General features: G+C 65.9%; 20 protein-coding genes. 11 read left to right on the forward strand and 9 right to left on the reverse strand.

Features of this window, described 5'->3' with window-relative positions; translation table 11 throughout:
• Positions 1–2 precede the first annotated feature (2 nt).
• From G6N35_RS19910 to G6N35_RS19920, 3 genes are read right to left on the reverse strand one after another with little or no spacing between them, the layout of a single operon-like run.
• Positions 3–1421: a phytoene desaturase family protein gene (locus tag G6N35_RS19910; RefSeq protein WP_163805798.1), complete on the reverse strand. Its 1419-nt coding sequence runs from the start codon at positions 1419–1421 to the stop codon at positions 3–5.
• Positions 1418–3199, reverse strand: a complete 1782-nt coding sequence (locus tag G6N35_RS19915) for a DUF3556 domain-containing protein (protein ID WP_163805799.1) — start codon at positions 3197–3199, stop codon at positions 1418–1420. The genes G6N35_RS19910 and G6N35_RS19915 overlap by 4 nt, the downstream gene beginning before the upstream one ends.
• Before the next feature lie 22 nt (positions 3200–3221).
• A complete protein-coding gene (locus tag G6N35_RS19920) occupies positions 3222–4682 on the reverse strand; it encodes a class I adenylate-forming enzyme family protein (protein ID WP_163805800.1) in 1461 nt (486 codons plus the stop codon).
• Positions 4683–4812: 130 nt separating this feature from the next.
• On the opposite strand from G6N35_RS19920, the gene G6N35_RS19925 reads away from it, so the two are divergent.
• Together G6N35_RS19925 and G6N35_RS19930 are read left to right on the forward strand one after the other, a co-directional pair.
• Positions 4813–6084: a PucR family transcriptional regulator gene (locus tag G6N35_RS19925; protein ID WP_179967392.1), complete on the forward strand. Its 1272-nt coding sequence runs from the start codon at positions 4813–4815 to the stop codon at positions 6082–6084.
• A gap of 124 nt (positions 6085–6208) precedes the next feature.
• Positions 6209–7633, forward strand: a complete 1425-nt coding sequence (locus tag G6N35_RS19930; RefSeq protein ID WP_163805801.1) for an aspartate aminotransferase family protein — start codon at positions 6209–6211, stop codon at positions 7631–7633.
• Here G6N35_RS19930 and G6N35_RS19935 read toward each other — a convergent pair.
• The gene (locus tag G6N35_RS19935; protein WP_163805802.1) at positions 7630–8175 is read right to left on the reverse strand and encodes a dihydrofolate reductase family protein; all 546 of its coding nucleotides are present in this window, start codon (positions 8173–8175) and stop codon (positions 7630–7632) included. The genes G6N35_RS19930 and G6N35_RS19935 overlap by 4 nt on opposite strands.
• 110 nt (positions 8176–8285) lie before the next feature.
• Between G6N35_RS19935 and G6N35_RS19940 the strand changes: the two genes are divergently transcribed.
• A complete protein-coding gene (locus G6N35_RS19940) occupies positions 8286–8621 on the forward strand; it encodes a hypothetical protein (RefSeq protein WP_163805803.1) in 336 nt (111 codons plus the stop codon).
• Here the strand turns inward: G6N35_RS19940 and G6N35_RS19945 are convergent.
• Together G6N35_RS19945 and mmuM are read right to left on the reverse strand one after the other, a co-directional pair.
• The gene (locus G6N35_RS19945; RefSeq protein WP_163805804.1) at positions 8618–9547 is read right to left on the reverse strand and encodes an ABC transporter substrate-binding protein; all 930 of its coding nucleotides are present in this window, start codon (positions 9545–9547) and stop codon (positions 8618–8620) included. The two genes, G6N35_RS19940 and G6N35_RS19945, sit on opposite strands and share 4 nt — an antisense overlap.
• A gap of 88 nt (positions 9548–9635) precedes the next feature.
• Positions 9636–10556 (reverse strand): homocysteine S-methyltransferase, encoded by a 921-nt coding sequence (mmuM, locus tag G6N35_RS19950; RefSeq protein WP_163805805.1) that lies wholly within the window; start codon positions 10554–10556, stop codon positions 9636–9638.
• Positions 10557–10600: 44 nt separating this feature from the next.
• Between mmuM and G6N35_RS19955 the strand changes: the two genes are divergently transcribed.
• Both G6N35_RS19955 and G6N35_RS19960 read left to right on the forward strand, forming a co-directional pair.
• Entirely contained in the window at positions 10601–11452 is an 852-nt protein-coding gene (locus G6N35_RS19955) for a universal stress protein (protein ID WP_163805806.1), read from the forward strand.
• A 146-nt stretch (positions 11453–11598) separates the two neighbouring features.
• Positions 11599–12489: a VldE C-terminal domain-containing protein gene (locus G6N35_RS19960; protein ID WP_220098514.1), complete on the forward strand. Its 891-nt coding sequence runs from the start codon at positions 11599–11601 to the stop codon at positions 12487–12489.
• 24 nt (positions 12490–12513) lie between these two features.
• Here the strand turns inward: G6N35_RS19960 and G6N35_RS19965 are convergent, their stop codons facing one another.
• A complete protein-coding gene (locus G6N35_RS19965; protein WP_163805808.1) occupies positions 12514–13074 on the reverse strand; it encodes a TetR/AcrR family transcriptional regulator in 561 nt (186 codons plus the stop codon).
• A gap of 185 nt (positions 13075–13259) precedes the next feature.
• On the opposite strand from G6N35_RS19965, the gene G6N35_RS19970 reads away from it, so the two are divergent.
• Genes G6N35_RS19970 through G6N35_RS19985 form a run of 4 tightly spaced genes read left to right on the forward strand, consistent with a single transcriptional unit; the run spans position 13260 to position 17392 of the window.
• A complete protein-coding gene (locus G6N35_RS19970) occupies positions 13260–13688 on the forward strand; it encodes an MmpS family transport accessory protein (RefSeq protein ID WP_163807806.1) in 429 nt (142 codons plus the stop codon).
• Positions 13685–16606: an MMPL/RND family transporter gene (locus tag G6N35_RS19975; protein WP_163805809.1), complete on the forward strand. Its 2922-nt coding sequence runs from the start codon at positions 13685–13687 to the stop codon at positions 16604–16606. Before G6N35_RS19970 ends, G6N35_RS19975 begins: the two co-directional genes overlap by 4 nt.
• Complete coding sequence (locus tag G6N35_RS19980) at positions 16603–16929, forward strand: DUF732 domain-containing protein (protein WP_163805810.1); 327 nt, start codon at positions 16603–16605, stop codon at positions 16927–16929. Before G6N35_RS19975 ends, G6N35_RS19980 begins: the two co-directional genes overlap by 4 nt.
• Positions 16916–17392: a DUF5078 domain-containing protein gene (locus G6N35_RS19985; RefSeq protein WP_407664563.1), complete on the forward strand. Its 477-nt coding sequence runs from the start codon at positions 16916–16918 to the stop codon at positions 17390–17392. Before G6N35_RS19980 ends, G6N35_RS19985 begins: the two co-directional genes overlap by 14 nt.
• 12 nt (positions 17393–17404) lie before the next feature.
• On the opposite strand, the gene G6N35_RS19990 is transcribed toward G6N35_RS19985, so the two are convergent.
• Positions 17405–18778, reverse strand: coding sequence for an APC family permease (locus G6N35_RS19990; RefSeq protein WP_163805811.1), 1374 nt, complete (start codon positions 18776–18778; stop codon positions 17405–17407).
• Between the two features lie 151 nt (positions 18779–18929).
• On the opposite strand from G6N35_RS19990, the gene G6N35_RS19995 reads away from it, so the two are divergent.
• Positions 18930–19787, forward strand: coding sequence for a universal stress protein (locus G6N35_RS19995; RefSeq protein ID WP_163805812.1), 858 nt, complete (start codon positions 18930–18932; stop codon positions 19785–19787).
• A 10-nt stretch (positions 19788–19797) separates the two neighbouring features.
• On the opposite strand, the gene G6N35_RS20000 is transcribed toward G6N35_RS19995, so the two are convergent.
• Positions 19798–20829 (reverse strand): fused (3R)-hydroxyacyl-ACP dehydratase subunits HadA/HadB, encoded by a 1032-nt coding sequence (locus tag G6N35_RS20000; RefSeq protein WP_163805813.1) that lies wholly within the window; start codon positions 20827–20829, stop codon positions 19798–19800.
• 146 nt (positions 20830–20975) lie between these two features.
• Between G6N35_RS20000 and G6N35_RS20005 the strand changes: the two genes are divergently transcribed.
• Positions 20976–22064, forward strand: a complete 1089-nt coding sequence (locus tag G6N35_RS20005) for a LuxR C-terminal-related transcriptional regulator (RefSeq protein ID WP_163805814.1) — start codon at positions 20976–20978, stop codon at positions 22062–22064.
• Positions 22065–22067 lie beyond the last annotated feature (3 nt).

The following is a 22067-nucleotide window of genomic DNA, read 5'->3' on the forward strand; positions in this document are numbered from 1 at the left end:
TCTCAGTGGTTGTGTAACTGGCGTAGCGCGGTCTGGGCGGCGTGCTGGCCGCACATCCCGTGTGCGCCGGGTCCCGGTGGCGTGGCCGCCGAGCAGATGTAATAGCCCGGTGCCCCAGTTGCATAGGGCGACAGGGTTATTCGCGGACCGAACGTGAGCTGCCTGATGTCCTTAGCTCCGGTGAGGATGTCTCCTCCGCCGAAGTTGGAGTTGAATTCCGCCATCGCTGAGGTGGACTGCGCGAGGTGCCCGACCACCCGGTCGCGGAATCCGGGTGCGAAACGTTCGATCTGGGCGATGACCGCCCCGGTGGCGTCACCGGGGTAGCCGTTGGGCACGTGCGCGTAACTCCACACCGGGTGGATGTTGCCCGCGGATCGTTGCGGATCCGCGAGATACTGCTGGCCCACCAGGACGAAGGGACGCTGCGGCATGCGGCCCGCGTTGACCGCACGCTCGGTCGCGGCGATCTCGGCGAAGGTGCCCCCGAGGTGCACGGTGCCGGCCCGGCGGGCGGCCGCGTTGGTCCAGGGGACGCCGCCCTCGACGGCGAAGTCGACCTTGAATGCGCCCGGGCCCCGCCGGAATCTGCGGTAGGCGCGCGAAACTCGCTGGGGGAGAAAATCTCCCATAATGTCAGCCACGGCTTCCGGTGCCAGGTCGAAGATGGTGACCGGCGAGGGTGGTAGATCGGACCGGCTCCGAACCCGGACTCCCGTCTCGATGGTGCCGCCCAGGTCGCGTAGCAGCGCCGCCATTGCAACCGTGATGGACCGGGAGCCGCCCTCGGCGACGGCCCAGCCGTGGCGGTGACCGGCGGTCAGGATGCCGACGCCGATTGCCGAGGTCATCGGCAGGTGCAGTGGACGAAACGCGTGGGCGGCGACGCCGCCGAACAGTGCCCGAGCAGCCGGCGAGCGGAAGGCGCGTGCCAATACGGTGGCCGGCAGGACCGTCGGTGCGCCGAACCGGGCCAGTTCCACCGGATGCTTCGGGATCCGCACCAGCGGTCCCATGATGTCGGCGGACAACGCATCGAAGTGGTCGACCGGACGGTCGAACAGCGTCTTCCACACCCGACCGTCACGGCCGAGTCCCGCGGCGGTGGCGTCGACCGACCGCAGCAGCACGCCCGCCCGTCCGTCGTCGAGTGGGTGGGCGCAGTCGACGTCTGGCAAGCGCCACCGCAGACCGTAGCGTTCCAGATCGTGGTCCGCGACAAACGGTGAGCCCACGGCCATCGGATGGATGGCCGAGCAGTGGTCGTGGAGAAGACCGGGCACGATCGCTTCGAAACTTCTTGTACCACCGCCGATCTCGTCTGCGGCCTCCAGGACCGTGACTGTCAGACCGGCTCGCGCGAGCGTGACGGCGGCAGCGAGCCCGTTGGGCCCGCTGCCGACGACGGTCGCCACCGTCACGCCATGGCCCCCCGACCGTCTCGGGCCACCGACCACGTGACCGTGGTGGGGACGGGACCATCCGGCAGCCAGGGCTGCGCCTCGGCGACGTCGGCGACTTTCCACGTTCCGGTCTCGATGACCCCGAGTGCTGCGTCGATCAGCTTGTAGTGCTGGACCGAGGTGCCCCAGGCCTGGGATTCGACCCAGGCCACCACCAGTTCGCCGGGTTCGTATCCGACCTGCTCCTGCACGGCGGCGATCATGTAGTCGTTGTGCAGGTGGCCGTCGCCGAAGTTCCAACCGATCAGCGAATTGCACACCCATTCACCCTCCCGCACATCCCGGATGTCGATATCGGGCAGGTGCTTGACCAACACCGAGACCAATCCGCGGCCCTGGGCGTGCATAGCCCGGAAGGTCACCGGCTGAGTCATCGTGACGGCCGCCCATTCCGGTTCGTAGCCGTAGGCGACGAACTGGTCGAGCTGATTTGTCGACATCCGCTTCACCCTGTCGAGCTTGGCTTCTGCGCCCGGCGCGAAGGCCCAGACACTGCAGGCCCAGTTGCCCGCGTATTGGCGCATCGAGGGCAGGAACGACACCTTGTCGGGGCGGAAGTTCCCCAGGATCGGGAAGAAGACGAGTGCGGCCACGATGGCGAAGGTCAACCACGGCGAGGACATGTCCCCGACTGCATAGCCCGCCCAGGCGGGGAAGCCCAGGAAGAGGAATACTGCGGCGAAGGAGAACAACACATTCCATTCCAGCGGCACCGCCAGCGGGAATGCCGAGATGATGTAGAAGTGCAGACCCACTATCAGCACGATGCCGGCCACCGTCAGACTTCTGTTGTGCGAGAACAGAAGCACCAGGGGAGTGACGATCTCGACGGCGGTTCCCAGCACGTGTCCCATGAATTCGGCGAGTCGGGAGGGCTGAAGATCGTTCTGCGGGTCCCGGTACATGGCGCGCTTGAACCAGAGCAGCTTGGCGACCGTCGGACTGTTGCTCGTCATCGGTGGGATGACACGGGCGAAGTGACGGCCGAACTTCGATACCCCGGCACCGACCCAGACCACCACGATCAGCAGCTTGAGCGCCACGATCATGTCGGTGAAGGGCAGCACCGCGAAGAACGCCAGCGCCGGCAGATACTGTTCGCCACGCGCGGCCAGGAAGATCACCTTGTCGCGCAATCCGACGAGGATCAGAAGCCCGATCGGGGCGATGAGCAGGGTGGGGCTCACCAGGCCGGAGGTGTTGTCCGGCAAGCGATCCAGCAAGGACGGGGTGAGCCGACCGGGGCTCAGCAGCGCGACCGCCAGCGACAGCAGCATGGCCGCGTACAAGCCGGTGTCCACCCAGCTGCGCCGGTTACCGGAGGTGAAGGGCACCCACGCCCAGGGGCGCAGCCGGATGGTGCCGCGGCGTAGCCAGAACTGGACGCCGCCGGTCATCGGCTTGACCTTGCCCGCTAGTGGGCCCCACGAGCCGCCGAGTCCGGCGGACTCCAGGAGCACGGTCCACAGGATCAACTTCTGATAGACGATCGGCTGGTCCCACCATTGTGAAACGTGCCAGAAAGCCGGCAGTCCGGAGGTGGCGGTGGCGATGACGACGCCGCCGAGTGCATAGAGGACCGTCACCTTCACGATGTAGATGACCGAAACCATCAGCGGCGTGCCGAATCCGTGTTCCACCCAATTGGTGCTGAGGATGCGGATGCGCTCGAGGAGCGGTTTGGCGAGGAACTCGTGCGGATCGACGGCAGGGAGGTCAGGTTGTGTGAAGCTCATGTCGGGTCTTTCTTTCCGGTGATCAGGCCGGCTGGACGGCTGAGTCGAATCTGCGGATCGCGGGTTTGTCGATCTTGCCGACGGCGTTTTTCGGCAGTGTGTCGAGCACGGTGATCTGCACCGGCCGTTTGTATTTCGCCAGCGATGTGGCCAGGTGCTCACCGACGTGGTGGGGATCCACCTGATGTCCGGCGGCAGCCGCGAGATACAACACCGGTACCTCGCCGTAGAGCGGATGAGGCCGGCCGACGACGGCCGCCTCGGCGACCTCGGGTAGCCGGTAGGCGACGGTCTCGATCTCCTTGGGGTAGATGTTCTCTCCACCCCGGATGATCATGTCCTTGGCCCGGTCGACGAGAACGAGATAGCCGTCCTCGTCGAGGTAGCCCACGTCACCGGTGTGCAGCCAACCGTCGACGACGGTCTTCGCGGTCTCCTCGGGCCGGTTGAGATAGCCGCGCATCACGGTCGGTCCGGCGATCTGCACTTCGCCGATTTCCTTGGCGGGCAGTGTGTTTCCGGCGGAGTCGGCGATCCTGATCTGCTGACCGGGCAGGGGCAGCCCGACGGTGCCGGGCTTGCGCTTTCCATGCAGCGGGTTCGCCGCGCTCGCACAGGTGGCCTCGGACAACCCGTAGCCCTCCACGATCGGCACGCCGTAGCGCGTCTCGAAACGCTCCAGTAGTTCCGCGCTGGCAGGCGCTGCGCCGCACACCGCGAAGCGCAGGCTGGTGGTGTCGACGGACGGGTCGTCGGGCAGGCCGAGGAGCATCGTGTAGATGGTCGGGACGGCGGAGAAGTACGTCGGCCGTGCTTGGCGCACCCGCGCGAAGAACGTGGCCGGGTCGAACCGGCCCGCGATGGTGACGTGGCCACCGGCGATCAGCGGTGCGAGTGTCCCGACGACGATCCCGTTGACGTGGAACAGAGGCAGGATCAGCAGGCTGCTGTCGGCGGAGGTCAGGTCATCGGCTTCGATCACCGACCGGCACATCGCATTGAGGTTCGCGTGATCGAGCATGACGCCCTTCGGGCGGCCCGTCGTTCCGCTGGTGTAGATCACCAGCGCCAGACTCTGCTCGGTGGCGGGGGCTATCGGGACGGGGCCACGGCTGCCGCGCAGCTCCGACGGCGTCACCAGCGCTGCGCCCACCCCGGCCGGCGAGGTCTGCGCGACCAGGACTTTGGCGTCGGCATCGGTGACCTGGTAGGCCACTTCGTCTGCTGAGAGCCCCGGATTGAGCGGGGTCACCGCTGCGCCCAGTCGCCAGGCCGCAAACAGCGTCACGACGAGCTCGACCCGATTGGCCAGCATCACCGCGACGACATCCCCGGGGGCGACCCCGCTGGCGTGCAGCACTCCTGCGGCGGCCGCAACGGCGTCGAAGAACTCGGCGTTGTTCAGGACCGATTCGTCGTCGGCCAGGCACGGTGCCGTTGGTGCTGACTGGGCCCGGCGGTCCGGCAGGGAGTGAAGATGCATGGTCACACAGACTACGAACCTGTGATGGCGCCCACACCGTTCCGGGCCGACGAAGAACGGGCCCTGACTTGTATCGAGAATACAAAAGGACACCGAGCTGCGCCCCTATCCCGGGTCTATCCTGAGCCGCATGGTGGATTCCGGATACAACGGGGACGTTACGACCACCGTCGCGCTCGTCGTCGACCGGCTCCTGGAGAACCTCGCCGAGCCCGTCGGGCTGATCCAGCGCCGGATTATCACCGACATCGGGGAGTTGCGCACCGACCCGCAGTTGCTCGAGCTGCTGCGCTCCAGTGTCGCCGGCAACGTCGAGACGGTGCTGACCGTGATCCGCTACGGAATCGACATCGAACGCGTCGAACCGCCGACGGCGGCACTCGAGTACGCCCGGCGGGTGGCGCAGCACGGAATTGCCGTAAGTGCCCTGGTGCGCGCCTATCGGCTGGGGCAGCAGGAGATGCTGGCGCGAGTCCTCAAAGAGATTCGCGACATCGACCTCGAACAGGACCTCGGCCTGCTGGTCTACGACGCGATCTCCACCACGTCGTTCGAATACATCGACTGGATCTCCCAGCAGGTGACCGACACCTACGAGACGGAACGTGAGCGCTGGCTGGAACACCGCAACAGCGTTCGTGCCGTGCGGATTCGGGAGTTGCTCGACAACGACGACGACATCGATCTCGACAGTGCCGAGCGCGCCCTGGGCTATCCGCTGCGCGGTATGCATCTGGCCTTGATCGGGTGGACCGACGAGGGCGGCCTCGCCGGAGATGAGCTACTGCGCTTGGAGCGCTTCACCCGCGCGGCGGCCGAGGCGTTGCACCTGCACGGAACCCCGCTGTTCATGGCCGAAGACAGAGTCAGCGCGTGGGCTTGGCTGCCGATCCACCCGGGCCTGTCCGACCCCGTCGGTGCGGTCCGCGCTCTCGCCGAAAATACTTATCCCGCAATACACCTTGCGCTGGGTACCGTCGACGGTGGATTGGCCGGCTTCCGCAGGTCGCACCATCGGGCGTGCGATGCCCGCCGGGTCGCCGCCGCGGCGCCGTCCTCGCCACGCATCACCACCGCCGGCGATCCGGGTGTTGCCGTCGCGGCTCTGCTGAGCGAGAACATCGCCAACACCAGTCGATGGGTGCATGACACTCTGGGCCCGTTGGCGGCTGACACCGAATCCGATGCACGCCTGCGGGAAACATTGCAGGTCTTCCTGCAGCGCGGTTCGAGCTACACGGCCGCCGCTGAACAGCTCATGTTGCACCCCAACTCGGTGCGCTACCGCGTGGCCAAGGCGGTCGAACGCAGGGGGCGACCCATCGTCGATGACCGCATCGACGTCGAGCTCGCCCTGCTGGCGTGCCGCCATTTCCAGCAGGCCGTCTTGAGCACCGGCTAGCCAGGTGCCATGGGAAGGCCGCATTCCCCATGCCTGCGGGGAAGAGCGTGAAGCCGCCGGGTAGGCAGCCTGGTCGGGTTAGGCTTCCGCGAGGACGTACGACTGGTGAAGGTGGTTTTTTCGGATGAGCCAAACGACAGACGCGGCTACGGCGTTTCCTGCCCACGATCCCGCCGGCTGGCGACAGCTTCCCACTTCCTACACCCCGCTCGACCCGGCCCGGGTTTCGGCGCTGATGGCCAAGGAGTGGGAGCGCTATACCGCCACGACCACGGGCTCGGCCGACCACGCGGCCCGCTCCAGCAAGACCCTGCCGCTGGGTGTGACCAGCAGCTTCCAGTACTGGGATCCCTACCCGATGGGCGTCAAATCCGCGCGCGGCGCCTACGTCACCGACTGTGACGACCGCCAGGTCCTGGACTTGTCGATGGGGTTCGGCGCCATGCTCGTCGGCCACCTCAACCCCACGGTGGTCGCCAAGGTCAAGGAAAGCCTGGACGACATCGGCACGCTGTTCGTGACGCCGTCACCGGTCTCGACCGATGTCGCCGAGAAGTTCAAGCAGCGTTTCGGTCTGGACATGTTGCGGTTCACCAACTCCGGCACCGAGTCGACGATGTATGCGGTCCGTACGGCGCGGGCCTACACCGGCCGCAAGGCGATCATCAAGATCGAGGGCGGCTACCACGGCGGCTACGACGGGCTGTCGGTGTCGGTCAAGCCCGATCTGGCCGACATCGGTCCCGCGGACAACCCGATTCCGCAGGTGCCGTTCGACGTCGAGCCAGGCGTGGTGCACACGGTGGCCTACAACGACCTCGGCCAGATGGAACGGGCGCTGGCCGCCCATGGCAAGGACGTCGCCTGCGTCGTGATGGAGCCGGTGATCGAGAACCTCGGCATCGTGTTGCCCGATGCCGGGTACCTCGCCGGTGTCCGTGCTCTGTGCGATGCCCACCATGTGCTGCTGATCTTCGACGAGGTCAAGACCGGCCTGACTGCCGGCGCCAGCGGTGCGGCTTCGCGGCTGGGCGTCAAGCCGGACCTGATCACGCTGGCCAAGTCGATCGGTGGCGGCCTGCCGCTGGCGGCCTTCGGCGGCACGGCCGAAGTCATGCAGGTCGTCGTCGACAACCGGATGGCCCACTTCGGCACCTACAACGGCAACCCGTTATGTATGGCCGCGGCCGCCGCGGTCGACGAGATCGCCACCCCGCAGGCGCTGGCGTCGGCCGAGCAGGTCAACGACAACGCGATGGAGGCGATGGACGCCATCATCCGCGAATACGAGTTGCCAGCTCACACAGTCGGTTTCGGTGTCAAGGGCGCCATCACCTGGTCGCCGACCCCGATCCGCAATTACCGCGACTACAAGCTGAGCACCGACTTCGAGGTCGCCGAGCTGGGCTGGCTGTGGGGCATCAACCGTGGTGTGCTGACCCCGCCGGGGATGGACGATCAGTGGCTGGTGTCGTTGGCGCACACCGATGCTGACATGGGCAAGTGGGTGGACGCCTTCGGCGAACTGGCCAAGGCACTGCGCGCCTAACGCTTCGGTACGTAGCACAACGCCACCGCGCCCGACGCGTACTCGAAGCGGTCGACGAGCTCGAGGTCCAGGGGCTGGGCCAGCCCGGCGAACAACGCTGGTCCGCGACCCCAGAACCGAGGATGCACGATGATCTCGTATTCATCGATCAACCCCATCTCCGCCAACGTCAGCGGCAGCAGCACTCCGCCGACGTAGAGCCCCTCACCCGGTTGGGATTTAAGCTCGCGCACCGCCTCACCCAGATCACCCTCGACGAGTTCGGCGTTCCAGTCGACCTGATCCAGTGTCGAGGAGACGACATATTTTCTGGCCGCGTCGATCGTGTTGGCGAATGGCAACGTCCAGTCCGGCATCGGGGACTGCAGCGGTAACCGCCAGGCCGCTTCCATCATCTGGTAGGTCACCCGGCCGAACAGAAGTGCGTCGGCGCGGCGCAGATGCTCGGCGGCGCGCCGGTGGATTTCCTCGTCCGCGATGCCGGCTCGGTGGTCGCAACACCCGTCCAGCGTGACGTTGATGGAATACCGCAGTGGACGCATGGGGACCTCCTGGCGCCGAAGTAGTTCCGTTCACATGCAGACTGCCCACAACGGCGGAAGTCATCACCAAACGCTGTAACGGGCGTCAATTTGTCCGCGATAATCGCGGCATGTCGAAGAGAACTGCAACGATCCTGTTGAGCCTGGCTGCCCTCTCGGCAGTGCCCGCGGCCATTACCCCGACTGCCCAAGCCGACGTGTGCGGCGACGTCGGCGGCCGGCATGTCACCGTCGGCGGCTGCACCCCGGGCATCGCCGGTGACGCCGTGGCCGGCGCGGTGGCCGTCGGAACGGCTGACGCAGTCGCGGGGGACTGGGTTCGCTACGGATTCCCCGAAACCTATGCCTACTCACTGGTCCCGGCATTCCCCGGCGAGCAGCCCTGCATCTCGCCGACCGGCCTGCCGTACTACACCCCCGGTACCGAGCCCTGTTACGCGCCCTAGTTGATCGCCCCGTTGATGACGGGCTTGGCGATGGCGCCTTCCTCGAGACCCCAGTTCGACACGATGGTCTTGTAGTCGCCGCTGGCGATCAGGTGCTCCAGCGCCTTCTGCAGTGACTGCGCCAGCGGTGAGCCCTTCTTCACGGGCCAGCCGTAGGGGGCCGAGTCGAACACCGGGCCGGCTGACTCCAACTTGCCCTTGCTCTGCTTGATCGCCCACGCGGTGACCGGGGAGTCCGCCGACATGGCGTCGGCTTGCCCGAGCACGACGGCGTTGGTGACGGCGTCTTGGCCGTCGAAGGTGAGGATCTGGATCTCGGGCTTACCGGCGGCGACGCACGCCTTGCTCTTGGCCGGCAGCTCGTCGGTCACCTGGGTGCTGGCCGCCATCGCCGACACCTTCTTGCCGCAGGCGTTGTTCGGGTCGATGCCCGCACCGGCCTTCTGCGCCCACTGGCTACCTGCCGAGAAGTAGGTGACGAAGTCCACCTGCTGCTCGCGTTCCTTGGTGTCGGTGAACGACGACATGCCGACGTCGAAGGTGCCGCCCTCGATGGACGGGATGATCTTGGCGAAGTCGGATTCGCGGTAGTCGGGGGTCAGACCGAGGACCCCGGCGACAGCGTTGATCAGATCCACGTCGAAGCCGACGATCTTGCCGTCGGAGTCCTTGAACTCGTTCGGGGTGTAGGGGATGGTCACGCCGACGACGAGCTTGCCGGACTTCCGGATGTTCTCGGGCACGGTCGCGGCGATGTCCTCGACCTTCTGCGGTGCGACGGTGGTGGTCGAGTTGGTCGGTCCGGCCGAGGTGCCCGACGTCGACTCGGGGCTCTTGGAGCAGCCCGACAACGCCAGGCTTGCGGCGACGGCGACGACTGCTGCGGTCTGCCACCAGCGCTGCCCGTTGTTTTGTCCTGTGAACACGCCGACCCTCTCGCTACCTCGTCCGCCGCATTGTTTGCGGGCGCGTAAAGAAACTACAGGCTGACCATGTGGCGTGAGGTCATCCCGATCACGCTGAGGGAAAGTCGCCGATCGTCGTCCCGATCGTCGTCGCCATCGCCGCGATATCGGCCGGCCGTACCCGGCAGCAGCCGCCGACGATCCGAGCTCCGGCAGCCACCCAGGAGGCCGCCTGTGCCGTGTCGAGGCCAGGGTTGCCGATCCACACCCGGTTCTCCCCGTCCCAGACCTCACCGCTGTTGGGGTAGACGATCACCGGCTTACCGGTCACTCGGTGAGCGGTGGTGACCGCGCCCAGGACGTCGGCGGGTGCACAGCAGTTGACCCCGACCGCGACGATCTCGGGCACCCCGGCGGCGACGGCGAATGCCTCGTCCAAAGGCTGTCCGGCGCGGGTCCGGTCACCGTCGATGGTGTAGCTCAGCCACGCCGGCGCCTGGTACTCGTGCACCAACCCGACCACTGCCTGGGCTTCGTCGCTGTCGGGGATGGTCTCCAGCGCCAGGACGTCGGGCGCCGCGGCGAGCAGGACCTCCAGCCGCGGCCGGTGCCAATCGGTCAGCTCGGCAACGGTCAGCCCGTAACGCCCGACGTACTCTTCGCCGTGGGCGAGCATCGCCCCGTACGGTCCGACCGACGCCGCCACCCACCCCGAGGGTGCGGCCGCGTCGCGTGCGGAGGCGGCCAACTCGATGCTGCTGCGCATCAGACGCTCGGCCTGCGCCCGGTCGATTCCCTGCCGGGCGAAACCCTCGAAGGACGCCTGGTAGCTGGCCGTGGTCGCGAACTGGGCCCCGGCGCGAAAGAACGACTCATGGACCGCGACGATCTCGTCGGGCGCTTCGGCGAGCAGCCGCGCCGACCACAGATCGTCGGACAGGTCGTGGCCGCGGGCGTCGAGTTCGGTGGCCAGACCGCCGTCGGCGATGAGCACACCGTCGGCCGGCACGGTGAAACCCGAAGTAGTCATCGCCACACTGTAGGCGCGGCCGACGGCCGCAATAGTCTCGACGGATGACCACCGAGCCCAACTCACGGCCCGTCGCCGTCGGAATAGACGGCTCCGACACCGCCCTGGGCGCCGCACAGTGGGCCGCGGAGTTCGCCGTCGCGCGCGGCCTCGCGCTCGAACTGGTGCACGCGACGTCGCGGCTGGACGTGAGCTCCGGCCGTACCAACGGTGAACAGGCCCTGTCCGACGCAACAGCGGCCGTCCGTGCCACGCATCCCGATCTGGAGGTCCGCACCACCGCGATCAGGGGAGCGGTGGCCTCGGCGCTGGCAGACAGCTCGGAATCGTCCCGTTTGCTTGCCGTCGGCTCGGGTTCCTCTGACCCGCCGATACTCGGCGGACACGTCGTACGGATCACCCATCGGGCGCAGTGTCCGGTGCTGGTCTGGCGAGCTCCGGTCGCCAAGCGGACCGGTAAGCCACTGCCCGTCGTCGTCGGCGTCGATGACTCGGACGCCTCGAGCCGTGCCCTGGCCGAGGCATTCGACATCGCCCGCACCCTGCACGCCCAACTGACGTTGGCGCACATGTGGGAACTCGACGCGGCGGTGGGGATGGGTGATCTCGGCGGCGAGGGAAACATGGACTGGCCGCTGCTGCAGGTCCTGGAAAGCCAACAGCGCCAGCGGGTCGACGACATGGTGGAACCGTTGCTCCGGCAGCACCCGAATGCCCATGTGACCACGCTTTTCCAGGACACCAGCCCCGCCAAGGGCCTCAATGAACTGTCTCGGGAAGCGCAGTTGGTGGTCGTCGGCAGCCACGGCCGCGGCCGATGGGCCGACACCATCCTGGGATCGGTCAGCCAGAACCTCGTTCACCACGCCGACTGTCCGGTACTCGTAGTCCGGTAATCGCCTGCGGTTGGACAACATCCACAGCGTTTCGTAACCTTGCCGAGACCTGAGGCACGTGAGCCGGCAGTACGACGTCCACGACGTCGACGGCAGTCAGGGGATGCGCAGTCGTGAAGTTTCACCCGCCTTCTGTGTTGATCACGATGTTGATCGCGATCGTGACGACGTTGTGCGTGGTGTCGGCAGGCACCGCCGTCGCCGAGCCCGAGGTGGACGACCTCGCCAAACTCAACGATCTGACCAAGCAGGCCCAGCAGATGATGGAGACCGTTGCGGCCGCACAACTGGATCTCGACAAGAAGCTGCAGGTGCAGGCCGAGGCGGACCGGACGCACGCCGACGACCTCGCCGCACTGGAAGCCACCAGAGTTCAGCTCGCCGGTTACCAAGAGGTCGTGGACAAGGCGGCCGCCGCGATCTATGTGGGTGGGCGCACGGACAGTGCGAGTGCCCTGCTCAGCGCAGCCTCGCCGCAGCTGCTCATCGACCAGCTCGCTTTCCAGCGGGCGATCACCGACGACCTGTCCGCACACCTGCGGGCGTTCCGGGAGGCCAACCGGCGGGCCGAGACCCTTCAGGCGGCGTCGGCCGAATCGGCGGCCGCCGCAAAAACGGCTGCCGACGCCGCCACGGCGTTACGCGCCGATCTGCAGACCAAGCAATCCGAGCTCGACACCCAGGTCAGGCTGGTCCGGGCCACCTACTACTCGCTGCCCGAGGCGCAGCAGGCGCTGCTGGGTCCCGGGGGAGCGATCCCGACCGTCGGGATGAACGGCTTGGTTCCCAACGCCCGGACGCTCGCGGCGTACATCATCGCGACGTACCCGGGAGTGCAGTCCATCGGCGGGGTGCGTGCCGATCCGCTGCCGGACCACCCGAGCGGGCATGCCATCGACATCATGATCGGCTCGGATATGGCGCTCGGTGATGCGATCAACGCCGACGTGCAGAGCCAGTCCGAACGGTTCGGGGTGTCCTACACCATGTGGCGCGTGGCCAACCACTTCAACCACGTTCACGTCACGGTGCGCTGACCCGGGCGCTCGGGCCAGTGCGGCTCAGAGTGCCGCGGTGAACTTCTTGACGACCTCTTGGAGCTTGTCCCGCAGCTCGTTCTCACTGAGGGCGCCGAGCCGTGAGTCGGCGGCGCAACCGTAGACACCCGCGATCAGCAAGGTCATCGCGACCAGCTCGGTGTCGTCGGTCTGCGGGCCCAGCAGCAGGTTGGTGAACGCATCGACGGCCTCGCGCAGATCGGCGTGGGTGTCGAGCAGTTCGTGGATCACCGGGTCGCCGTAGAAGACGTGTGCGACGGCACGGTGCCGGATGACCAGATCGATCAGGCCGCTGAACGCGATGTCACGACGCGCCTGCGCCGAAGGCAGCATGTCGGCGATGCGGCGAATGTGGGCGATGTCGTCGAAGAGCGGTTGGGCGACCGCGAGGGCGATGTCGTCCTTGGACGAAAACTGGTAGTAGACAGAGGCTTTGGTGACACCCAGGCGCGCAGCGATCATCTGGATCGAGGTCCCCCGCACGCCGTGCTGGGCGAAAAGCTCCAGGGCAGCCTCCAGCACGCGCTCGCGCGCGAACCCGCGGGCAGCCACCGGCTTTGCCATCCGAACCCTCCTCTACGTGCAGGCTACCCACTCCCCAGCTATGACCTCCGCCACTACGGGAGTTTCTCGTTGCGCCGCTCACAACTCATACTCTGACATTGAGAATAGTTATACCGACAGTATAAGTTGAGCCAGTCGTACGGCATATGCGAGCGCCGAATAGGCCGGTGCGGGAAGAGGTCGGGATGGGACTGCTCAAACGGGCATGGCTGCCTTTGGTGATGGTGATCGTCGTCGTCGTCGGAGGCATCGCCGTCGGCCGCATCCGGGGGATCTTCGGTTCCGACCCCGTCATGGTGGCGCCGACGAACTTCGCCGGTGACGCCAAGAGGTTCACGCCGAAGGTCGTCCGCTACGAAGTGTTCGGACCACCGGGGGCAGTTGCCGATGTCAACTACATCGACCTCGATGCGATGCCCCAGCGCGCCAGCAGCGTCCCGCTGCCGTGGTCGCTGACGCTGTCGACCACGGACGCTTCGGTGTCGGCAACGCTGGTCGCGCAGGGCAATGCCGACGAACTCGGCTGCCGGGTCTACGTCGACGAGAAGCTCCGCGTCGAACGGACCGTCGACGGCTACAACGCCCAGACCTACTGCATTGTGAAGTCGGCATGAGCGCCCATCGGGCGGACGCCGTGACCGACGCGGCGACCGAGGAAATCCCCGTGCCGAGGTACCAGAGCGCACACTTCGGCCGCATTGCCCTGGTCATGCGCAAACTCGCCGTCCCGATCATCCTCGCTTGGATCGCGCTGGCCGTGTTCCTCAACGTCTCGGTGCCGCAGCTGGAGAAGGTCGGCGAGATGCGCTCGGTGTCGATGAGCCCCAAGGGCGCACCGGCCGCAGTGGCGCTGCAGAAGATCGGCCAGGTGTTCGAGGAATACAGCTCGGACAGCTCGGCGATGATCGTGCTCGAAGGCAAGGACAAACTGGGCCAGGAGGCCCGGGACTACTACGCGAAACTCATTGCGGCCCTGCGGGCCGATACCGCCCACGTCGAGCACGTCCAGGATTTCTGGAGCGACCCGCTGACTGCCTCCGGTGTCCAGAGCGGTGATGGCAAGGCCGCCTACGCCCAGGTGAACCTGGTGGGCAACCAGGGCGAGGCGAAAGCCAACGATTCGGTGGCAGCGGTGCACCGGATCATCGACCAAACCCCGGCACCGCCGGGCGTCAAGGCGTACGTCACCGGTGGTGCCGCACTAGCGTCCGAGCAGCAGGAGATCGGCCACAGCAGCATGCATTCGGTCGAGGCCCTGACCATGGTGGTCATCCTGGTCTTCCTGCTGTTCTACTTCCGCTCGATTGCCACCACCCTGCTGATCATGGCGATGCTCGGACTGAGCGTCTCGACCGTCCGCGGAGCCATCGCCTTCTTGGGCTACCACAACATCATCGGGCTCTCGACCTTCGCCACCAGCCTGGTCGTGACACTGGCCATCGCGATTGCCGTCGACTACGCGATCTTCCTGATCGGCCGTTACCAGGAAGCCCGCAGCCTCGGCGAAGATCGAGAGTCCGCCTACTACACCATGTTCGGCACCACGGCCCACGTGATCGTCGGGTCCGGTCTGACGATCGCCGGTGCCACCTTCTGCCTGAGCTTCACCCGCTTGCCGTACTTCCAGACGCTGGGGGTTCCGCTGGCCATCGGCATGATCGTCATGGTCACCTTGGCCATGACCTTCACGCCCGCGCTGGTGGTGGTGGCCGGCAAATTCGGTCTGCTCGACCCCAAGCGTGCGCTGCGATCCCGGGTCTGGCGCAAGGTCGGCACCGCGGTCGTGCGATGGCCCGGCCCGATTTTGATTGCGACGCTGGCGATCTCATTGATCGGACTGATTGCGCTGCCCAGCTACAAGACCAGCTACAACGATCGCAAGTATCTACCCGACAGCATCCCGTCCAGCCAGGGCTACGCGGCGGCCGAGCGGCACTTCTCGCCGTCGCGGCTCAACCCGGAGATCCTGATGATCGAAACGGATCATGACCTGCGGAACCCAGCGGACTTCCTGGTCATCGACAAAGTGGCCAAGGCGGTGTTCCGGGTACCGGGAATTGGTCGGGTGCAGACGATTACGCGTCCGGACGGCCAACCCATCGAGCACACCACCATCCCCTACGCGCTATCTCAACAGGGCCTGCTGAACAAGCTCAACGAGCAGTACCAGGGCGATCGGACGGCTGACATGCTCAAGCAGGCCAACGACATGCAAACCAACATCGACTCGATGGAGAAGATGCAGTCCATCACCGTCCAGATGGCGCAGACCACCAGCAACATGGTGACCAAGATGAAGGACATGTCGATCACGCTGGCCCAGGTCCGTGATCAACTGGCGGCGTTCGACGACTTCTTCCGCCCCCTGCGCAACTACTTCTACTGGGAGCCGCACTGCTACGACATCCCGGTCTGCTCGGCGTTGCGGTCGATCTTCGACGCGCTCGACGGCATCGACACCATGACCGACAGCATCCAGTCTCTGATCCCGGACATGGAGCGGCTCAATGCGCTCATGCCGCAGATGGTTGCGCTGATGCCGACGATGATCGACACGATGAAGTCGATGAAGCAGATGATGCTCACCGTCTACCAGACGCAGAACGGCATGCAGCAGCAGATGACCGAGATGCAACAGAACTCCGAAGCGATGGGCCAGGCATTCGACGCAGCCAAGAACGACGACTCGTTCTATCTGCCGCCGGATGCGTTCGAGAACGATGACTTCAAGCGCGGCATCAAGCAGTTCATCTCGCCGAACGGCAATGCGGTGCGGTTCATCATCGCCCATGAGGGTGACCCGTTGTCGCCGGAGGGGATCGAGAAGGTCGACGCCATCAAGCAGGCGGCCAAGGAAGCCCTGAAGGGCACCCCGCTGGAGGGATCGCGAATCTACCTCGGCGGGACCGCGGCGACCTTCAAGGACATGGCCGACGGCACCAAGTACGACCTGATGATCGCCGGCATTGCCGCGCTGGGCTTGATCTTCCTGATCATGCTCATCATCACCAGGGCCATCATCGCCGCCGGCGTGATCGTCGGTGCCGTGGCGATGTCACTGTGCGCATCCTTCGGCATCTCAGTCCTGCTGTGGCAGCACGTGCTCGGGCTGGAACTGCACTGGATGGTGCTCCCGATGGCAATGATCATTCAGCTGGCCGTCGGTGCCGACTACAACCTCCTGGTGGTCTCGCGACTCAAGGAAGAAGTTGGAGCGGGGGTCAGGACAGGCATCATTCGCACTCTCGGTGGCAGCGGTTCGGTGGTCACCGCGGCGGCCCTGCTGTTCGCGTTCACCATGATCACGATGGCCGTCAGCGAATTGCGCGTCATCGGACAGGTCGGCACGACGATCGGTCTCGGGCTGATCTTCGACACCTTGATCGTGCGGACGTTCACGACGCCGGCGGTCGCCACCCTGTTGGGCCGGTGGTATTGGTGGCCGCAGCGGATCAGGGTGCGGCCGATACCGTCACCGTGGCCGAAAGTGCCCGCGGTCCAGACCGATCCGGCGGTAGGAGTTCCCGTATGAGGTCGTGGAAAGTGCTCCTGACAGTACCCGTGGTGTCGATGCTGCTGGCCGCTCCTGCAGCCGCCGACCCGGACACCGACTTTGCCGCCGAGTTGCACACCTACGGCATCTACGGCCAGCGGGACTACAACGCCTGGATCGGCAAGATCACCTGCAAACGTGCCGACCGCGGAATCGACAAGGATGCCAATGCCTCTGCAGTCTTCGTCCACAACAACCTTGCACCAGGCACCACGACCGAACAGGCCTGGCAGTTCCTGGCCGCAGCCGTACGAACCTATTGCCCGGAACAGTTCGCCCGGATCACCGATGCGGCCCGCTAGCCGACTGCACGATGCCATGCACAAGATCGGTGTGCTGGCCGTGCTGCTCGCCCTGACCTTCGCGATCGGGGTTGCCATAGCGGCGGTCAGTAGGGCCGACGCCACCGACGACTATCCGATCCCCAACCACATCCTGCGGACCTCGTGCACCGCCGAACAGATTCTGGCGGCGGCGCGCGACGTCGAACCGGTCTACTACGAGCGGTATATGACCGACTACAACAACAAGTCACCCGACGTACAACAGGCGGCCCAGGATCGGATCCATTGGTTCTTCTCGATGGATTACGCTGGCAGACGGGCCTACTCGGAGGACACGGCCACCAACGCCTTCTACGAGCAGTTGGCCTGGAACTGGCCGAACTGGGCCAAGATCTTCTTCAACAACAAGGGGGTCGCGGCGCGCACCACCGCGATCTGCGACCGCTACCCACCGGACGACATGTCCGTCTGGGTGTGGTGAGCCTTCGTCGGTTCAGTCCTCCGGGTCGCCCATGTTGATCGTCAGCGGCCGGCGGAACAAGCGGGTCAGCCACAGCAGCACGACGATCCCGATGCCGAACCAGATCAGGCCGTAGCGGGTGGAATCGGCCGACAGATACAGCCACAGAACGACGGTGAGTGCCACGCCGATGGCAGGCAGCACGATGTTGCGCAGGATCTGCTTGCCGCCGCGGAACTCCTTGCGGCGGTAGGCGAAGTAGACGATCACCGTGAGATTGACGAAGGTGAAAGCCACCAGCGCGCCGAAGTTGATCAACGACGCCACGAAGTCCAGGGTGAACGCGATCGCCAGCAAGGACACCAGGCCGACGAAGACGATGGCGTAGGCCGGGGTTTGGAAGCTCGGGTGTAGGTAGCCGAAGAAGCGCCCGATCGGTCCGCGCCCGTTGCGGCCCATGACGTAGAGCAGCCGTGACACCGACGCGTGGGAGGCGAGGCTGGAGGCCACCGTGGCCGCGAAGGCCGCCGAGGTCAGCAGGATCTTGAACAGGTGCCCGCCGACATTGAAGGCGATCTCGGGCAGGGCGCTGTTCTCCAGGGATTCCTGGCTGAAGTTCGAGACGTCCGGGAACAACGACTGGGTGAAGAAGGCCGATACGAAGAAGATTGCGCCACCGATCAGCAGGGCCAGCAGGATCGCCTTCGGGACGATGGAGGCGTCCTTGGCTTCCTCGGTGTACATCGTGATTGCGTCGAAGCCGATGAACGAGAAGGCCACGATCGTCGCACCCGTGATCACCAGATTCAGGTGCACCCCCTCGTGCCACAGCGGCTGTGTGGAGAACAGCGTGCCGTTGCCCATACCGTCGATCAGTGATTTCGCGGCCAGCACCAGGAACACCCCGATGAGGACGACTTCGAACACCACCAGGATCATGTTCACCCGCGAGGTGTTGGTCATGCTGAACAGGCACATCCCGGTGATGACCGCGACGTAGACCACCACCCAGATCCAGGCCGGCGCCTCGGGGAAGAACGAGTACAGATAGCTGCGGATGATGAGCGCGTTGACCAAGGGCAGCAGCAGGTAGTCCAGCAGTGCCGCCCAGCCGATCAGGAAGCCGAGGTTGGGACTGATGGTCTCGGAGGTGTAGGTGTAGGCCGACCCGGCCGAGGGGAAGATCTGGGTCATCCGGCCGTAGCTGATGGCGGTGAACATCATGACCACCAAGGCCAGCAGGTACGCGGTCGGCACCACGTTGCCCGTCTCCGTCGAGACGATGCCGAAGGTGTCGAACACGACCGTCGGGGTCATGTAACCCAGACCCAGCCCAACGATCGCCCACAACCCGAGCGTGCGTGCCAGCGTCGTGGTGCCCTTCGCCCCGGAGGCAACCTGACTCATCTTCGCCCCGCCATCATCTCGTCGGAATCCCTACGTTGTGGCCTATCACAACGTCGGCTGCGCTGGTGTGCTTTGGCGACGCACGTTATCGGAGCCGAACCTTCTCGCAGTCGCACACCACGGTTGATTATGCGTGTTAGCGTCACGAAGTATGCGGTACGTCGTCGGTTATGGCCCTCGCCAACGTGGTGTGGACGGCGTCAATCTCGCGGCATCCCTGGCCCGGTCCTCAGGTGCCACACTGGATCTGGTCTCGGTTTTGCCCAGTGACGCCCCGACCTTCCACCGGTACTCACCGGATCAGGCGTTCAACGCCGAAGTCGAGGAGCAGGGCCGGGAGTGGCTCGAGGACGGTCTGGCTCACGTCCCGTCCGGTGTGCAGGCCGAGGCACATCTGCGCAGGGCTGACTCCATCGCCGAAGGTCTGCTCGACGCGGCGACCGATCCCGATCAGGGCGAGGCAGCTCTGATCGTGGTCGGCACCTACCACCGGGTGCGCGGCCGGTTCGGGCTGGGAAGCCTGGCCGATGCCCTGCTGCACGCCTCCGAGGTGCCGGTCGCGCTGGCACCGGCGGAATACGAGCCGCAGCAACGCATTACCCGCATCACCTGTGCCATCGGGATGCGGCCCGGCAACGAGAGCCTGTTCGACAACGCGGTCCGTCTGGCGGCTGAATGGAAGGTGCCGTTGCGCCTGATGTCGCTGATCGCCGTGGGTGAGGGCGGCAGCGAGGAACGCCGTCAGGAGTGGTCGGAGCTGGCCCGCCAGCATGCCGCCGGACTGGTCGAGAAGGCCACCGAAACGCTACCCGCAGAGTCGGTGACAAGCGTTGTCGGCCATGGACATTCGCTTGAGGACGCGGTGCTCGAACTGGACTTCGAGGACAGCGAGGTGGTTCTGGTCGGGTCCAGCCGGCTGGCCCAGCCCAAGCGGCTGTTCCTCGGTCACTCGGCCAGCAAGATCATGCGTGCGCTGCCGGTCCCGATGATCGTGTGGCCGCGCGGCTGACGCGCAAACGTCAGCTGAAGCGGACGTTCAGCGTTGCCAGTCCGAAGATCTTCTTGCCGTCGGACTTGGCGGCCACCAGGAGCACACCGCTGCGGGTCGCCGGATCCAGCGACTTGATCTTGCCGCTGAACTCGATGTCGGCACCTTCCTTGGCCGACACGATGGCCGGTTGCGACAGCCGCACCGCATAGCGGGTCACCGCCCCGGGATCGCCGGTCCACGACGACGCGAAGCCGGCACCCAGCCCCATGGTCAGCATGCCGTGGGCGATGACGTCGGGCAGGCCGGCCAGCTTGGCGATGTCCTCGTCCCAGTGGATCGGGTTGGCGTCACCGGCAACCCCGGCATAGTTGACCAGGTCGCCGCGCGAGAGCCGGGTGTGATGCACCGGAAGTTCGTCACCGACCTTCAACGAATCGAAGGACGGGGTACCCGGGGTGCGAGTCAGCCCGCCGTCGGAGATCCGGATCTCGCCCGCGGGGCGCATTTCCTTCTCGTACGCGGCGTCGGCTCCCGGGATGTCGAGGATGTTCATGTCGTGCATCATGGCCTTCTGCACGGCTTCCTTGACCCCGGCATCGATGTCCTCGCCGGTGACGCCGACGACGGTGGTGTGCAGGGTGTGCACCCGCTCGCCGGCCGCATCGGTGAAGGTGTTGGTGACGGTGATGAAGTCCCGGCCCGCAGTCCGGCGCACGTCGGTCAGCTCGACGTCGATGTGCAGTTCATCGCCGGCGACGATCGGGCGGTGCTGCTCGAAGACCTCTTCGGTCTGGAGATAGGTGTCGTAGCCGACGACGATCTCTTCGAACATCCTGCGGTTGCATTGCATGCCCGGTGCCGAGGTGAACGTCAGCGGTGCGATGACATCCGAATAGCCCAGTTCCGCGGCAGCGGCGACGTCCCAGTGCGCGGGGTTGTAGTCCTGCACGGCCCGCGCGTATTCGCGCAGCTTCTCGCGGCCGACCAGGTAGGTACCGGCCATCTGGTAGTAGTGGCCGACCCGGGCCGCCAGTGCAGATGTCTCTGCTGGTGCAGTCATGGATGTGCTCAACTTTCCGGTCGGGCTGCTGGGGATGCCGACCAGTGCACCCTAACCTGCGGGGACAGCCGGCAGAGCCGATGCCCATACCTGAGCTGCCACGGCAAACACTCGTCCGTTCGGCGGACGGCATCTACTCTTGTGTGGTGGATCACATCGATGCAGGCGAGCGGTTGGCGCACTTGCTCGATGCATTGCGCAGCATCGTCGAGCCCGACGATCCCACCTGGCAGCCTGGTCCGGCCGACGCCCGGGCAGTCATGGAGGACGGCTGGGCCACCCTCGCTGATGCCCTGGCCGAGAAGCCGGCAGCCGCGGCGATCCTGGCGGCGATGCGGGACCTGGCGCGCAGCGACGCCGCCCTGCTCCGGTCGCGCGAGACCTCGCGGCGTCTCGGCGCGGTGCTCGACCAGCTGGAGTCCGCGCCATGCCACATCCCGGAACTGATGGAGCTGGCGCCGCGCCTGGTCCCGGAGCTGGGTTTCGACCGGGCGATCTTCTCGCGGATCGTCGACGGCCTGTGGGTATCGCAGTCGGTCTGCGTACCGGACGATCCGCAGTGGGCCGCCGAAATCAACCGGGCGGGCCAGGAGCAGCCGCAGCCGCTCGTGCCGGGTCTGCACGAGACCGAGATCGTCCGGCGTCGCGAAGCCAGGATGGTGCGCGACGTCCAGCACGACTCGCGGGTGCACCGGCCGATCGCCGACGCCTCGCGATCGACCTCCTATGTCGCGGCTCCCGTGCTGGCCGGCGGCCGGGTAGTCGCGTTGCTGCATGGCGACCGCTACCGCCAGGGCCGAGACACCGACGACAGCGACTGTGATCTGTTGGCGTGCTATGCCAAGGGTGTGGCGTTCGCCTTCAGCAGGGCGCGTGCCGTCGACCAGCTCGGGACACTGAGTGCGATGATGCAGTCGGCCGTCGACGATTGCCGTGAAACCACCTCGGCGCCCCAGGAGTTCACCCTCGATAATAGCGGCGACCAGCGGTCCGACGGTGCGGTCTCGGCCCGCGCGGCCCGCTCGGCGGTCCGCGGGGTGCGAGACGCGCTGACCGCGCGGGAGACCCAGATACTCGAGCACATGGCCCAGGGCCGAACCAACTCGGCGATCGCCGCCAAGCTGTTCATCGCCGAGGGGACCGTCAAACAGCACGTCAAGAGGATCCTGCGTAAGCTCGGCGCCGAGAACAGGGTCGAGGCGGTGTCGCTGCTGTACCAGTCCGATCGGAACTGATAC

This window comes from Mycolicibacterium anyangense (assembly GCF_010731855.1).
Taxonomy (GTDB): Bacteria; Actinomycetota; Actinomycetes; order Mycobacteriales; family Mycobacteriaceae; genus Mycobacterium; species Mycobacterium anyangense.